Origin of the sequence: Jiangella mangrovi (assembly GCF_014204975.1) — a bacterium.
Lineage (GTDB): Bacteria > Actinomycetota > Actinomycetes > Jiangellales > Jiangellaceae > Jiangella > Jiangella mangrovi.
Window position 1 is genome coordinate 6,352,558 of the sequence record NZ_JACHMM010000001.1, and the last position, 14,286, is coordinate 6,366,843.

The 14,286-nt window shown below is 74.2% G+C and carries 12 protein-coding genes; 3 read left to right on the forward strand and 9 right to left on the reverse strand.

Annotated elements, in window-relative coordinates; genetic code table 11:
• Positions 1-2: 2 nt before the first annotated feature.
• From HD601_RS29305 to HD601_RS29345, 9 genes are all read right to left on the reverse strand, one after another.
• Positions 3-1,292 carry an FAD-dependent oxidoreductase gene (locus HD601_RS29305; RefSeq protein WP_184827984.1) on the reverse strand — a complete coding sequence of 430 codons (1,290 nt, stop codon included), beginning with the start codon at positions 1,290-1,292 and terminating at the stop codon, positions 3-5.
• Complete coding sequence (locus HD601_RS29310) at positions 1,289-3,157, reverse strand: glycoside hydrolase family 15 protein (protein WP_184827986.1); 1,869 nt, start codon at positions 3,155-3,157, stop codon at positions 1,289-1,291. The genes HD601_RS29305 and HD601_RS29310 overlap by 4 nt, the downstream gene beginning before the upstream one ends.
• Positions 3,154-4,158 carry a cytochrome d ubiquinol oxidase subunit II gene (locus HD601_RS29315; RefSeq protein WP_184827988.1) on the reverse strand — a complete coding sequence of 335 codons (1,005 nt, stop codon included), beginning with the start codon at positions 4,156-4,158 and terminating at the stop codon, positions 3,154-3,156. Before HD601_RS29315 ends, HD601_RS29310 begins: the two co-directional genes overlap by 4 nt.
• Positions 4,155-5,606 (reverse strand): cytochrome ubiquinol oxidase subunit I, encoded by a 1,452-nt coding sequence (locus HD601_RS29320; protein ID WP_184827990.1) that lies wholly within the window; start codon positions 5,604-5,606, stop codon positions 4,155-4,157. The genes HD601_RS29315 and HD601_RS29320 overlap by 4 nt, the downstream gene beginning before the upstream one ends.
• A gap of 1 nt (position 5,607) precedes the next feature.
• Positions 5,608-8,322, reverse strand: a complete 2,715-nt coding sequence (locus tag HD601_RS36120) for a winged helix-turn-helix domain-containing protein (protein ID WP_184827993.1) — start codon at positions 8,320-8,322, stop codon at positions 5,608-5,610.
• Positions 8,323-8,437: 115 nt separating this feature from the next.
• Positions 8,438-9,235: a bestrophin-like domain gene (locus HD601_RS29330; protein WP_184827995.1), complete on the reverse strand. Its 798-nt coding sequence runs from the start codon at positions 9,233-9,235 to the stop codon at positions 8,438-8,440.
• Positions 9,232-10,068 carry a bestrophin-like domain gene (locus tag HD601_RS29335; RefSeq protein WP_184827997.1) on the reverse strand — a complete coding sequence of 279 codons (837 nt, stop codon included), beginning with the start codon at positions 10,066-10,068 and terminating at the stop codon, positions 9,232-9,234. Before HD601_RS29335 ends, HD601_RS29330 begins: the two co-directional genes overlap by 4 nt.
• 13 nt (positions 10,069-10,081) lie before the next feature.
• Positions 10,082-10,516 (reverse strand): DUF7144 family membrane protein, encoded by a 435-nt coding sequence (locus HD601_RS29340; protein WP_184827999.1) that lies wholly within the window; start codon positions 10,514-10,516, stop codon positions 10,082-10,084.
• A gap of 257 nt (positions 10,517-10,773) precedes the next feature.
• Entirely contained in the window at positions 10,774-12,108 is a 1,335-nt protein-coding gene (locus HD601_RS29345; RefSeq protein ID WP_221441415.1) for a NosD domain-containing protein, read from the reverse strand.
• Between the two features lie 147 nt (positions 12,109-12,255).
• On the opposite strand from HD601_RS29345, the gene HD601_RS29350 reads away from it, so the two are divergent.
• The 3 genes from HD601_RS29350 to HD601_RS29360 are packed head-to-tail and all read left to right on the forward strand — an operon-like array spanning position 12,256 to position 14,286.
• Complete coding sequence (locus tag HD601_RS29350; protein WP_184828003.1) at positions 12,256-12,723, forward strand: VOC family protein; 468 nt, start codon at positions 12,256-12,258, stop codon at positions 12,721-12,723.
• A gap of 4 nt (positions 12,724-12,727) precedes the next feature.
• Positions 12,728-13,069, forward strand: a complete 342-nt coding sequence (locus tag HD601_RS29355) for a YciI family protein (protein ID WP_184828005.1) — start codon at positions 12,728-12,730, stop codon at positions 13,067-13,069.
• Positions 13,066-14,286, forward strand: coding sequence for an RNA polymerase sigma factor (locus tag HD601_RS29360; RefSeq protein WP_184828007.1), 1,221 nt, complete (start codon positions 13,066-13,068; stop codon positions 14,284-14,286). The genes HD601_RS29355 and HD601_RS29360 overlap by 4 nt, the downstream gene beginning before the upstream one ends.

Below are 14,286 nucleotides of genomic sequence, written 5' to 3' on the forward strand. Positions count from 1 at the left end.
TTTCAGTCCAGCGAGATGTGCGGCCGGTCGGCCTCGTCGTCGCCCCAGGCGATGCGCTGCGGCGCGGACGAGGCCTCGATGGTGGCGGTGCGGTCGCGGTCGAAGTAGTCCCAGGCCCACGTCACGAACGCGTCGGTCTTGCTGTGCACGCCGCTCATCAGCATCATGTGCACCCCGAGCCAGGCGGCGAACGCGACCGGTCCCTCGACCTGGTGGTGGCGCTTGCCGACCTCGGCGACGGCGGCGTTGCGGCCGATCATCGCCATGATGCCCTTGTCCTTGTAGCGGAACGGCCGGGCCGGCTCGCCCTTCAGGTCGCGCAGGATGTTCTCGGCGGCCCACTTCCCCGACTGCTGCGCGACGGAGCCCAGCTGCGGCCACGTCCCGCCGCCCGAGCCCGACGGGATGTTCGCCGCATCGCCGACGGCGTAAGCCCCCGGGTAGCCGTCGACGCCGAGGTCCGCCCGCACGTCCAGCCGTCCGCCCCGTCCGGGAGACGGCCCGGCCGACCGCGCGACGGACGAGGCCAGCTCGCCGCCGCCCCACACCACCGTCCGGGCCGGGATGCCGCCGCCGTCGTCCAGCTCGACCCGGTCCGGGCGCACGGCCGCGACGCCGGTGCCCAGCCGCACCTCGGCGCCGGCCTCGGTGAGCTTGCGGGCGGCGTACTCGTGCGCCTTCGGCGAGAACTCGCCGAGCAGGGCGTCGCCGCGGTCGACGAGGGTGATCCGCCCCGGCCGCACGACGCGGCCGGTCTCGTCCCAGACGCCCATCAACTCGGCCAGCGCGCCGGCGGTCTCGACGCCGGTCGGCCCGCCGCCCACGACGACCACGTCGAGCGCACCCGGCTCGTCCGGCGACCGCAGCAGGTCCTGCAGGTGCAGCCGCAGCCGCTCCGCGTCGGCGACGGAGTACAGCGGGAACGCGTGCTCGGCGGCGCCCGGGATGCCGAAGAAGTTCGGCCGGGCGCCGGCCGCGACCACGACGTGCGACCCGCTGAGCGTGCGCCCGTCGGCCAGGACGAGGCCGCGCTCGGCCAGCCGCGCCTCGGCCACGTCGGCCGTCACGACCTCGACCGCGTCGTGCTCCCTGAAGATGGCCCGGTGCGGCCGGGCGACGTCCACGGCGGGCAGCTGCGAGCTGGCCACCTGGTACAGCAGCGGCTGGAACTGGTGGTAGTCGTTGCGGTCCACCAGCGTCACGGCGACGTCCTCCTCGGCGAGCCGGCGCGCGCAGGCGACGCCGGCCAGCCCGCCGCCCAGCACCAGCACGCGGTCGGCGGTCCCGGTCACAGCGACAGCTCCTCGAGCCGCTCGTGCAGGACGATCCGCCCGGCCGCCTGGATCAGGGCGAGGTGCGAGAACGCCTGCGGGGTGTTGCCGAGGTGGCGGGCCCGGCCGACCTCGAACTCCTCGGCGTACAGGCCCAGCGGCGAGGCGATGGCGAGCAGCCGCTCCATCATGGCGCTCGCCCGGTCCATCTCGCCCACCGCTGTCAGCGCCGACACCAGCCAGAACGAGCAGATGAGGAACGTGCCCTCCTCGCCGGAGAGGCCGTCGTCGGTCTCGCCGGTCCGGTAGCGCAGCACGAAGCCGTTGTCCGTCAGCTCCTCGTCGATGGCGTCGATGGTCTTGCGGATCCGCTCGTCGTTGCCGGGCAGGAACCCGAACAGCGGCGCGAGCAGCGTCGACGCGTCTAGGGCGTCGGTGTCGTAGTGCTGGCGCAGCACGCCGCGGTCGCTGACGCCGTGAGCGAGGATGTCCTCGCGGATCTCCTCGGCGGTCTTGGCCCACTCCCGCTCCTTCGCGGGGTCGTCGCGGATCGCCGCCAGCCGCGCCGCGCGGTCCATGGCCACCCAGCACATGAGCTTCGACGACACGTAGTGCTGCGGTTTGCCTCGCGCCTCCCAGATGCCCTGGTCGGGGTCGCGCCAGACCGCGGCAGCGGCCTCGGCCTGCGACGTCACCAGCGGCCAGAGCCGTCGCGGCAGGTGCTTGCTGCGCCGGGTGTGCAGCAGGATCGCGTCGAGGACCGCGCCGTACACGTCGTTCTGCCGCTGGTCGAAGGCGCCGTTGCCGATCCGCACCGGCTGGGCGCCCTCGTAGCCGGACAGCTCGTCGCGGGTGGTCTCGGTGAGGTCGCGCCGTCCGTCGATGCCGTACATGATCTGCAGGCTGCCGTCGGTCCGCGGCTCGACGTCTGCGACGAACTGCATGAACTCCTCGGCCTCCCAGTCGAGGTTGAGGTAGTGCAGCGCCTGCAGCGTGAACGTGGTGTCGCGCATCCAGGTGTAGCGGTAGTCCCAGTTGCGCTCGCCGCCCGGCGTCTCCGGCAGCGATGTCGTCAGCGCGGCTACCGTCGCGCCGGTCGGCATGTAGGTGAGGCCCTTGATGGTCAGCGCGGACCGCTCCAGCGGGTGGCGCAGCGGATGGTCGGGGATGCGGGCGCGGGCCAGCCAGTCGCGCCAGAACTCGATGGTCCGGTCGAGGCGGCCGAAGGCGTCCTCGTCGCCGTCCGGCACGGTGAGGTCGTGGTTCCAGGACAGCGCGCACCAGGACCGCTCCCCCTTCGCCAGCACGTGCCGGGCGCGTGCCGAGCCGCCCTCGATGCCGATCGAGAGGTCGGTGCTGAGCCGGACGGTCTGCCCGTTCCCCGAGGCGTCGGCCGCGTGCGCGCCGTCGTCGGCGTCGACCACGGTCCAGCTGGCGGGTTCGCGGCCGTAGTCGAAGACCGCCTCGCAGACGGCCTCGATCTCGACCTCGCCGTCGAGGCACTCGGCCGTGCGCACCAGCAGGTGCTCGGCGTCCTCGTCCGTCGGCGGCCGGGTGTGCGGTGTGACGATGTCGGTCCCCCGGCGCGGCCCCATGACGAGCGCGTCGCGGATGCGCACCCAGCCGCCGGTGGTGTGCCAGGTCGTCTCCAGGACGTTCGTGCCCGGCACGTAGTGCCGCGACGTCGGCACGTTGATGCCGTAAGGGCCCCACCGGAACGAGCCCGCGCCCCGGTCGAGCAGGTTGCCGAAGACGCTCGGCGCGTCGAAGGCGGGCACGCACAGCCAGTCGACCGAGCCGTCCGGTGCGACCAGTGCGCCGGTGTGGCAGTCGGAGAGGAACGCGTAGTCCGCGATGGGCGGGAACGGGGATGTGGACAGGCTCATGAGCCCTCCTCGGGTAGAAGTCCGCGCTGGTCCAGGACGTAGAGGACGATGAAGCCGGGCACCACGACGAGTACGGCGAGCCCGACGACGACCAGGACCGTGGTCAGGGTGGCGTCCGGCGCGGCGGCCGCGGACACCTTCAGGCTCTCGGGCAGCAGGTACGGCCACTGCGCCACGCCCCAGGCGGCGACGATGCTCGCGACGGCGCCGACGGCGAGCAGCCGCCCGCCGCGCGCGGCGTCGCGGACCAGCAGCACGAGGGCGCCGACTCCGGCCGCGACGCTGACGAGGACCACCGGCAGTGCCCGCGACGTCAGCTCGCCGTACACGTACTCCGCGTCGGCGCGCAGCACGAACAGGCCGATGATCCCGATGACGGCGACGGCGACGGCGGCGGCCACCGCGCGGCGGCGGAAGTAGGCCGCCATCTCGGGGTCGCCCAGCCGCCGGGCGTCCCACACCAGGTAGGCGGCGGCCAGGTAGGCGACGGCCGCGACCGCCAGCACGCCGCCGAGGATCGAGGTCGGGTTGATCCAGCTGTCCACCGGGTCGCCGGCCCGCCCGCCCGCCGGCACCCGGCCCGACGCGATGCCACCCGCGATCGCGCCCAGGGCGAACGGGACCAGCACCGACGACAGCGCGAACGCCCCGCCGAACACCCGCCGGTGCTCCAGGCGGACGACGGCCTTGCGGAACGCGAACCCGGCCCCGCGCAGGACGATGCCGAGCGCGGCGATGGCCAGCGGCACGAACAGCGTCAGCGTCACCGACGCGTAGGCCTCGGGGAACGACGTCCACAGCACGACGAACACGAAGATCAGCCAGACGTGGTTGGCCTCCCACACGGGGCCGACGGAGTGCTCGATGACGGCGCGCGGCCGGGCGCCCCGCTCCGGCCCGCCCGCGACGAGGTCCCAGAACCCCGCCCCGAAGTCGGCGCCGGCGAAGATCGCGTACGCGATGATCCCGGCCAGCAGCACGATGGCGACCGTCGTGCTCACGGGACCGTCTCCTCCTCGGACTCGGCCTCCCGCCCGGCCCCGGCCCCGGCTCCGCGTTCGGCGGGTGCGCGCGGGCCGTACGGGGCGTCGCCCTCGCGCTGCCCCTCGCCCTGCCGCCACCGCCGGCTCATCCCGCGCAGGACGAGCACCAGCGTGGTCCCGAGCGCGGCGTAGAGGACGACGACCGAGACGAACATGATCCAGACGCCGGTGTTGCCGGTGGCGGCGTCCTCGACCTTCATGTGGCCGTACACGATCCAGGGCTGCCGGCCGACCTCGGTGACGACCCAGCCGGCCTCCATGGCGATGACGGCGAGCACGCCCGACGCGGCGGCGCAGCGCAGGAACCACCTGCTCTGCGGCATGTGCCGGCGGAACGCCCAGACGACGCCGTACCAGACCGAGAGCAGGAACAGCAGCGTCCCGAGCCCGACCATGACGTCCCAGGCCAGGTGGACGATGTTGACCTGCCGCGTCGTGGGCCGCTCGTCCGCCGGGAACGCGTCGAGGCCCTGCACGACGGTGTCCCTGCCGGTGCTCGGGTCGGACAGCCACGAGGCCAGCCCGGGGATCGGGAAGCCGCCGCTGACGGTGCCGTCGTCGTTCAGCCGGCCGAGCAGCGTCTCGGGGACGTCGCTGCCGGTCTCCGGCACCAGCTCGATCGCGGCGAACTTCGCCGGCTGGTTGTCGTACACCCAGCGGGCCAGGGCGTCGCCGACCCCCAGCTGGATCGGGGTCATGACGGCGGCGACGGAGAACGCGATGACGAAGCCGAGCCGGTGGTAGTGGTCGCGGCGCCCGCGAAGCATCCCCGTCGCATAGACGGAGGCGACCAGGAACCCGCCCACCAGGTACGCGGCGATGATCATGTGCGCGGTCTGCAGCGGCATCGAGTCGTTGAAGATCACCTGCACCGGGTCGACGTCGACGACGTTCCCGTCGGAGTCCAGGGTGAAGCCGCCGGGCGCGTTCATCCAGGCGTTCGCGGCGACGACGGAGGCGCTGCCGAAGATGCCGGCCAGCACGATCGGGACGCCGGTCCAGAAGTGCGTCCAGGGCCGCAGCCGGCGCCAGCCGAAGATGTAGATCGAGATGAAGATCGCCTCGGTGAAGAAGAAGATCCCCTCGAACATGAACGGGATGCCGAAGACGTCGCCCCACTGACCCATGAACCTGGGCCAGAGCAGGCCGAACTCGAAGCTCAGGACGGTGCCGGTGACGGCGCCGACAGCGAACGTCACGGCCATGTACTTCGACCAGCGCTGGGCCAGCAGCAGCGCGTCGCGGTCGTCGTGCTTGAGGGCGCGATAGTTCGCGATGAGGGTGAAGAACGCCCATGACACCCCGAGCGGCACCAGGATGATGTGGAAGCCGAGCGTGAACGCCATCTGCCCGCGTGCCCACGGGACGGGGTCGACGGCGGCCAGCGCCGCGGCGAGGGAGCCCATCTCAGACGAGGCCCAGCTGACGGGCCCGGCGGACCGCCTCGTTGCGGCGCGACGCGGACAGCTTGCGCAGGATGCCGCGGATGTGGGTCCGGACGGTGTTGACGGAGATGTACATCGCCGACGCGACCTCCTCCGTCGTGAGCAGCGACGACAGGTGCCGCAGCACCTCGAGCTCGCGGTCCGAGAGCGCCCGCCCGGGCGGCACGCCACCGTCGGGGTCCTCGTCCTCCGCGCGGGTGGTGTGCGCCGGCCCGGCGCCGCCGGGACGCAGCCAGTCGGCCCGGGCGGCCACGTCCGCGTCGAGGCGCATCAGCCGGCGCACCCGCGGCGAGACGTGCGTGAACGGGCGCCGCAGTCCGTCGCGCTCGGCCAGGCGCAGGGCGCGCACGACGGCGGCCCGGCTCGCCTCGGCCTCGCCGCGGGCGAGCTGGCGATGCGCCTGCTGGAGCAGCTGCTCGACCCGCGCGGCCTGCGGCTCGATCCCGGCGGGACGGGGTGCGGCCGGGGTGTCGCGGGTGGCGTCCCGGGTGGGGTCCCTGCGGGCGTCGACGGCGGCCGCCTCGGCGTCGATCAGGGCCCGGACCCAGGCCGGGCCGGTCCCAGACCGCTCCAGCAGCCGCCGGGCGCCGTCGGCGTCGCCCTGGTCGCGGCGGAGCCGGACCTGGAGCAGCACCCCGACCGACGCCAGCAGCGGGTCGTCGCGGCTCTCCTGGATCCGGACGGCCCGGCGCAGCCAGTGCTGGGCGCCGGCCAGGTCCTGGCGCTGCAACGCCGTCCACGCCCGCGCCAGGTGCGCCGCGGCGGGCCGGTCGGCGGCCGCGACGGACGACTCGCCGGCCAGCGCCTCGGCCGCGCCGGCCAGCTCCCGCACCCGCGACAGCCGGCCCCGGCTCGCCTCCGCGAGGGCGAGCATCCCGAGGCAGCGCAGCCGGATCGCCGCGGCGCAGCCGTCGACGCCGTCGTCCCCGCCGCCGCCCGGGCCGGCCGCCCTGCCGTCGACCCCGTCGACCCCGTTCCCACCCGCGCCGTCGCCGCCCGCGCTCGCGCGGCGCCCGGCGCTACCGTCCGTGCCCGGCTGCTCGTCGCCGGCGGCGGCGAGGGCCGCCATGGCCTCGGCCAGGTCGGTGCAGGCGGCCACCGGGTCGCCGTCGCGCAGCCGGGCGGTGCCGGCCGCGAGCAGCCCCAGCGCCCGCAGCTCCCCGAGCCGGGCCGGGTCCACCCAGGTGGCGCCGCGCACGACCTCGAGCAGGTGCCCGGCGGCCGCGAGCGTCGCGCCGGCGTCGCCGACCCCGTCGGCCAGCATCGTCCGGGTGGCCGCGACCGCCAGCGCCAGGCCGGAGCCGGACGCGCCTCGGCCGAGCGACGCCAGCCGCTCGTCACACCGCGACAGCCGGCGTGCGGCCCGCCGCGGCTCGCCCCGTCCGACCGCGAGTGCCGCCAGCACCGCCGCGGCGGCCGGCGTGTCCACGTCGGCGGGCAGCCGCTCCAGCCGCCCCACCAGGGCCGATCCCGGGCCGGGCACCAGCAGCGGCGCCAGCGCGCCGCCGTCGACCACCAGGGTGGCCGCGCCGGCCCAGTCGCCCGCGGCCACCAGCTGGTCCACCGCCTCGGTGAGCCGGCCCGACGCGGCGAACCAGCGCGCCGCCCGGCGGTGCAGCGTGACCGCCTCGCCCGGGCTCTCCCGCGCCAGCACCGTGCCCAGCAGGTCGCGCACGAGCGGGTGGGTCCGGTAGGCGCCGGCGGCGTCGGGCACCGCCAGGACGAACGCGTTGCCGCGGACCAGCTCGGCCAGCAGCCGCTCGCTGTCGCGGCGCCCGCTGAGGGCCTCGGCCAGGCCGGGCGTCAGCTCCGCCACGACGCTGGTGCGGGTCAGGAAGTCCAGGTGGGCGGGCGGCAGCGCGTCGAGCACCTCCGCGGCCAGGTACTCCCCCAGCACCGACCCGTCCGGCTCCAGGCTGGCGCGGACCTCGTCGGCCGCGGCGGCGGTGCGGTGGTCCTGCAGCGCCATGGCGGCGAACCGGACGCCCGCGGCCCAGCCCTCGGTGCGCTCGGCGACCATCCTGGTCAGCTCGGGGGTGCGGACGCCGTGCAGCTCCAGCAGCACGGCGACCTCGGCGGGGGTGAAGGCGAGGTCGTCGTAGCGGACCTGCGCCACCGTCGCGTCCAGCCGGTACCGGTGCAGCGGCAGCGCGGGATCGGTCCGCGTGACCATGACCAGCCGGAACCGCGGCCCGGCGGCGCGCAGCAGCTGGTCGAGCTGGCGGCCGATGCGCCGGTCGGTCAGCCGTTCGGCCTGGTCGAGGACGAGGGCGACGGGGGCGTCGTGCGTGAGCAGCTCGGCCGCGAGCCGGTCGACGAACGCCGGGTCCAGGTCGCGGCCCGGGTCCGGGGCGCCGTCGACCACCGCGCCGGTCCGGGAGAGTGCGGCGATCACGTGCGACCAGAACACGCCGGGCCGGTCGTCGCCGTCGTCGAGCGTGAGCCACGCGGGCGGGCCGGCCAGCCGCGCCGGCGGCACACCCCGGCGCGCCCGGGTGGCCCAGGCCGCGGCGAGCACCGTCTTCCCGGATCCCGCCGGTGCCCGGATCAGCGTGAGCGGAGCGCTCTGCACCCCTGCCGCGACGGCGTCGACCAGCCGGTGCCGGTCGACGACCGGGAAGGCGGGCCGGGGCGGGCGCAGCCGGGCGGGCAGCGCCGGCGGCCGTGCGCCGCTCACGCGCTCACCCATGATCGTTCTGGCAGCGTGCCCCGTCACGATGCCTCACCCCCGTGTTCCACATCCCTTCACGGCTACGGCCGTGAGCCATCACCCGAAAAAGGTGAGAGCACTCTCATCCGCGCTGAAAGAAGCCGGTATCCAGGTCGCGCACGACGGCGTCGACGGCATCGCCGCCGACCGTGATCGGGCCGCGCCACGGCGCGCTGAGCGCGAACAGCAGCGCCAGGCTGAGGCCGACCACGCCGGCCAGACCGACCACCAGCAGCGAGATCCGCGCGCCGCCCCGGACCGCCAGCGCGCTCGCGTTGACGATCAGCGCGACCCCGCTGGCCACCAGCGTGACGACGTAGAGCGCCGGGATCTCGTGGTCCGCGGCGACGATGCGGGCCCGGCGAGTGCTGGTGACGGCGTCCACGGCCGTGAGCAGCTCGGTCGAGGCCGGCGTGCCGATCTGCTGCCAGCGGCCCGCCTGCGTCCGGACGGCCTGCTCCATGGCCGCGATGGCGCGCTCGGTGTCGGCGTCGTCGCCGGTGGCGGCGGCCGGGCCGCTCCACTCCCGCTCGCGCGTGGTGATCAGGTAGTCGCGCAGGGCCGCGTGGATCGGCTCGGAGTCCACGCCGGGGTTGGTCGCCGCCCAGGCCAGCCGCGCCGCCGCGGCGCCCTCGTCGCTGACGTAGCCCTCCGCGGCGCGCAGGTAGCCGGCCTCGCTGGACAGCGTCAGCGCGCTGAGGATGGCGAACGCCGCCCCCAGGGCCGGCATCAGCGGCGCGGCGATGCGCTGGACGCGGTCCCGCTCGGCCTCGGGGACCAGCGCCCGCACGGCCGCCGTCGACGCGACGACCACCAGCAGCGCCAGCACGAGGCAGCCCCCGACGAGCACGCCGGCCGGGAGCGAGCTGAGCCAGGTCATCGGCCGGCCTCCAGGGCGATGCCCCGGTCGTCACAGGGCGGCGGGTCGTCCGTGCCGACCAGCTCGAGCTCCTGGTCGATGACCTGCAGCACCCGCTCCATCGCCACCGGCTGCAGCCCGCCGACGCCGGGATGGAACGGGTCGTTGAGCGCCTGGACCAGGAGCAGCAGCGCCGTGATGACCGAGACGACGGTGCCCATGAGCAGCGCCTGCACCTGGATCGCCTCGCCGCTGTCGGCGAAGAACAGCATGTAGAAGAAGATCAGCACCGAGGCGAAGAGCAGCACGATCCACATCGGCGCCGGGATCACGCCGACGGCGCCGTGGATGCGGTCGTTGCGCGCCGCCTCGCGGTCCGACGTCTGGCTCAGCCAGGTGTCGAAGGCCGACTCCTGGACCGATGTCGTCGGCTCCACCGTGCGGATCGTCCGGAACAGCTCCGCACCCCACGGGTTGAGCTCCTCGCCGAGGGTGCCCGCGTACATCCGCTCCCACTGCACCCCGGCGACCGACCGCGCGTAGCAGACCAGCTCCCCCGTCAGCTCCGCCGCCTGGGGGGCCGGCAGCAGCTGCGCGGTCTCGACCTGCTGGGCGACGATCAGCGCCTCGTCCTCCGCGCCCACGCGGGCAGCGTCGTAGCTGGTGAAGGCCAGGAAGACGACGAAGCCGAGCAGGACGGCGAACCCCGTCGCGAGCACGCCGAACACCCCGGCCGCGCGGTCGCCGTCGTGGAAGTAGCCGCCGTCCGGTGCACCGCGCCGGACCAGCAGCATGACGCCGACCGCCACCGCCGTCACCGCGATGACGACCACCGCGGCGACGACGATGTTCATCGGCGCCGGCCGGTCAGCTGCCGGCGGTGATGTCCCGGCCGTGGACCGTCAGCGCCCAGACGACGCTCACGGCCACCGCGATGATCACGACTGCCCAGATCGGGTAGTACGGCAGCCACGCGAACGCCGCCAGCATGCTGAGTCCCGCGAGGATCACGCCCACGGTGCGGGCCGCGACCGACCCCGTGAACAGCGCGGCCCCCGCGATCACCAGCACGATGCCCAGGATGAGGTGGATCCAGCCCCAGGTGTCCGCGTCGAAGTCGAAGACGTACTCCCTGACCTGCGTGAAGAAGTCGTCGTCGAAGATCGCGACCAGTCCGGCGATCGCGTGGAACACGCCGATCATGACCATCATGACGGCGGCGAAGACGATCCAGCCCACGGCCCACGCACTCGGCTCGCGGTAGTCGTCCTCCGTGTCTCTCGGAATGTGGAGATCGGTCATCTCGCACCTGCCTCGACGGCGGTCTACTGCCGGCACGCGGTTCGCGCCGGCTAGGTGCGACGCTCTCCCGACCGGGGGTGCGGTCGCATCACCCCCCGAGGGTGATTGCTTGCTCACCCCTGGGACGCTCGGCCCAGGATGGGTGAGCACCTGCTGGTGCCATAGCGCCACCAGACGCTCACCCATCGACGCCCGAGGGCACCCGGGCGCGATGGTTGAGGGATCCGTGCTGCTATGGCTACCCGCACCCATCACCCTCAGAGGGCGGAGCGGTCGGCGAGCAGGGCCGGGTCGGGGACGGCGATTGCGGCGGCGTCGGGGCGCTCGGGGGTGTCCGGGAGAGGCTCGGGGACGACGGTGAGGTCACCGTCGAGGCCGGGCTGCGGGCCGGGCGGGGTGACGTCGAGGAAGGGGACGCCGGGTGGGGCGGCGGGGACGTCGGTCAGGGTCACGCCGGAGATGTCGGCCGTCCCGGCCGGGCAGATCGCCGTCCCCAGGACGTCCGGCAGCACCGAGGCGAACCCGTTGTCCTCGAGGCAGGTGCCGTTCGACGGCGCCCGCTCGGTGGAGACGTCGGCGATGTCGACGCGGTTCCGGCTGAACAGGTTGGACACGAACCGGTTGCCCAGCGACGGCACGTCCTCCGCACTGCCGATCAGCGCGCCCGCGGTGGTGTTGCCGCCGATGAGGTTCCGCTCGACGACGTTCTGCTGCCCGCCGCTGATCCCGATGCCGACGCCGAAGCCGCCCTCGGCGTGGGCCGGCGAGTCGGCCTGGGTGTTGTCGCTGATGACGTTGCCGACGACGACGTTGCCCTGCTGCGGGACGAACGCCTCCTGGTAGTCCGAGGTCAGCGTCATGCCGACGCGGTTGCCGGCGAACCGGTTGCCGGTGATCAGCACGCCACCCGACGCGTTGGCGTTCTCGAAGCCGACGGCGTTGCGCTCGGCGACGTTGCCGGTGACGACGGCGTCGCAGTCGACGCACTGGCCGAGGTAGAGCCCGGAGTCCGCCCCGCCCGACGCGTAGCTGTCGATGATCGCGCCGTGCTGGGAGTGGAACGCATAGATGCCGTACAGGCCGTTGTTCGTCGACGTGACGTTGCGGACCTCGTAGCGCTGCAGCAGCTCCTCCTCCGGCGCGGCGCTGGAGTAGCCGTCGCCGGGGACGGTGCCGGACGCGTCGTGCACGCCGGAGATCAGCACCCCGGCCAGCGTGTACCGGGTGGTCGTGAGGTTCTGTACCCGCACGCCGTCGGCGATGCCGAGGATCCCGATGGACCGCTCGCCCTCACCGTCGACGACGACGGCGTTGCGGTCGGCGCCGCGGATGGTGACGTCGGTCTTGTCGACGACGACGGCCTCGGGGTACGTGCCCGCATCGATCAGCACCATGCCACCCGGGGCGACGGCGTCGACGGCGGCAGCGATCGTGGCCGCGTCGGCCGGCACCCGGACCAGCTCGGCGCCGCCGTCGGTCGGCGTGGCGTCCGGGGAGCCGCCGCCGTCCCCGTCGCCGTCGCCGTCGCTCGAACACGCCGTCACGAGCAGCAGAAGGACGAGGAGGCCGGCAGGCCGGAGACGGTTGCGCACCCCGGAACGGTAAGCACAGCCCGGTCGCGCCCGCCGCCGGTTCGGCGAAAAGTGATCAAACCGGCGGCCGGGTTGTCGTAACCGGCACACCGTCGTTCGTCTCCTGGGTAGAAAGGCCACACGGGCCGAGACACCCAGGAGGACCATATGAGCGTGCAGCCGACCCCCGCGCACTACCGCCGCGTCACCCCCTGCCTCGTCGTCGACGGGGCGGCGAAGGCGCTCGAGTTCTACGCCGAGGTGTTCGGCGCGACCGAGCGGATGCGGTTCCCCGGGCCTGGCGACAGCGTCGCGCACGCCGAGATCGAGATCGGCGACTCGGTGCTGATCGTCGAGGACGCGTCGCCGATGATGGGCACCGAGGCGCCGCCGGCCGGCGGGCTGCCGGGGTCGCCGTCGTTCCTGTTCCTCTACGTCGCGGACGTCGACGCCGTCGTCGCCCGCGCCGTCGAGCTGGGGGCGACGCTGAAGCGGGCACCCGAGGACCAGTTCTACGGCGACCGCGACGGCTTCGTCGTCGACCCGTTCGGGCACGGCTGGACCATCGCGACGCACGTCGAGGACGTCGAGCCCGAGGAGCTGGGCCGCCGCCTGGCCGCGCTGCAGGGAGCCTGACTACATGAAGTACGTGCTGTTGTTCGTCGACACCGAGCAGTTCCACGCCGACCTTCAGGCTATGACGCCCGACGACCGCGCCCGCGCGTTCGGGCTGGTCGACGCGTGGGTGGCCGAGCACCGCGGCGTCATCCGCGGCGGCAACAAGCTCCAGGACGCCCACACCGCGACCACCGTCCGCCTCGACGGGCCGGAGCCGGTCGTCACCGACGGACCGTTCGTCGAGGGCAAGGAGGTCGTGAGCGGCTACTTCGAGATCGAGGTCGCCGATCTCGACGAGGCGCTGCGCATGGCGAAGAGCTGGCCGGGCTGCCCGGTGATCGAGATCCGGCCGCTGGAGTCATGACGGCGGCAGGCCCGGCTCGCGACGAGGCGGCCTACGACGAGCTGGCCCGCACCGTGCGCGAGCACGCGGGCCGGCTCGCGACCGCCCTGGTCCGGCTGATCGGCGACTTCGGCGCCGCCGAGGACCTGGTCCAGGACGCCGTCGTCGAGGCGCTGCGGCGGTGGCCTGTCGACGGCATCCCGGACCGGCCGGACGCCTGGCTGTTCACCGTCGCCCGGCGCCGCGGCCTCGACGTGCTGCGCCGCGAGGCCCGCTACCGCGAGAAGCTGGCCCAGGTGCAGTGGCCGGTGCCGTCGGAACCGGACGAGCGCCTGCGGCTGATCTTCACCTGCTGCCACCCGGCGCTCCCCCGGTCCGCGCAGGTCGCGCTGACGCTGCGCGTGGTGTGCGGGCTGACGACGGCGCAGATCGGGCGCGCGTTCCTGGTGCCGGAGACGACGGTGGCGCAGCGGATCACGCGGGCGAAGCGGAAGATCGCCGACGCCGGGATCCCGTACCGGCTACCGGTCGAGGCGGACCTCCGGGCGCGGACGGCCGAGGTGCTCACCGTCGTCTACCTCATGCTCAACGAGGGCTACCTGTCCTCAGGCGGCGAGGTCGCGTCACAGCGGCTGGTCGACGACGCCGAGTGGCTGGCGGCGCTGCTGCACGAGCTGCTGCCGGACGAGCCGGAGGTCGCCGGGCTGCTGGCGCTGATCCGGCTGCACCGCGCCCGGGCGGGCGGCCGCTTCTCCGCCGGCGGCGACCTCGTGCTGCTCGCCGACCAGGACCGGTCCCGCTGGGACCACGCGGCCATCGCCGACGCCGTCGACCTGCTGACCCGCACGGCCCGGCGCCGGCAGCCGGGGCCCTACCAGCTGCAGGCCGCGATCGTCGCCTGTCACGCCGAGGCGCCGCGGTGGGAGGACACCGACTGGGAGCAGATCGTGCTGCTGTACGACCTGCTGCTGGCGGTCGCGCCGTCGCCGGTGACGCGTCTGCACCGGGCGGTGGCGCTGCGGTACGTGGCCGGGCCCGAGGCGGCGTTGGCCGAGCTGGACGGCGAGCCGGCCGGGCGGCTCGACGCGTACCACCTGTGGCACGCGACCAGGGCCGACCTGCTGCGCGACCTCGGCCGACCGGCTGAGGCTCGGGCGGCGGACGAGCGCGCCCTGCGTCTCACCAGCAACCCGGCCGAGCAGGCGATCCTGCACGAGCGGCTGCGCTGGGAGCCCTGA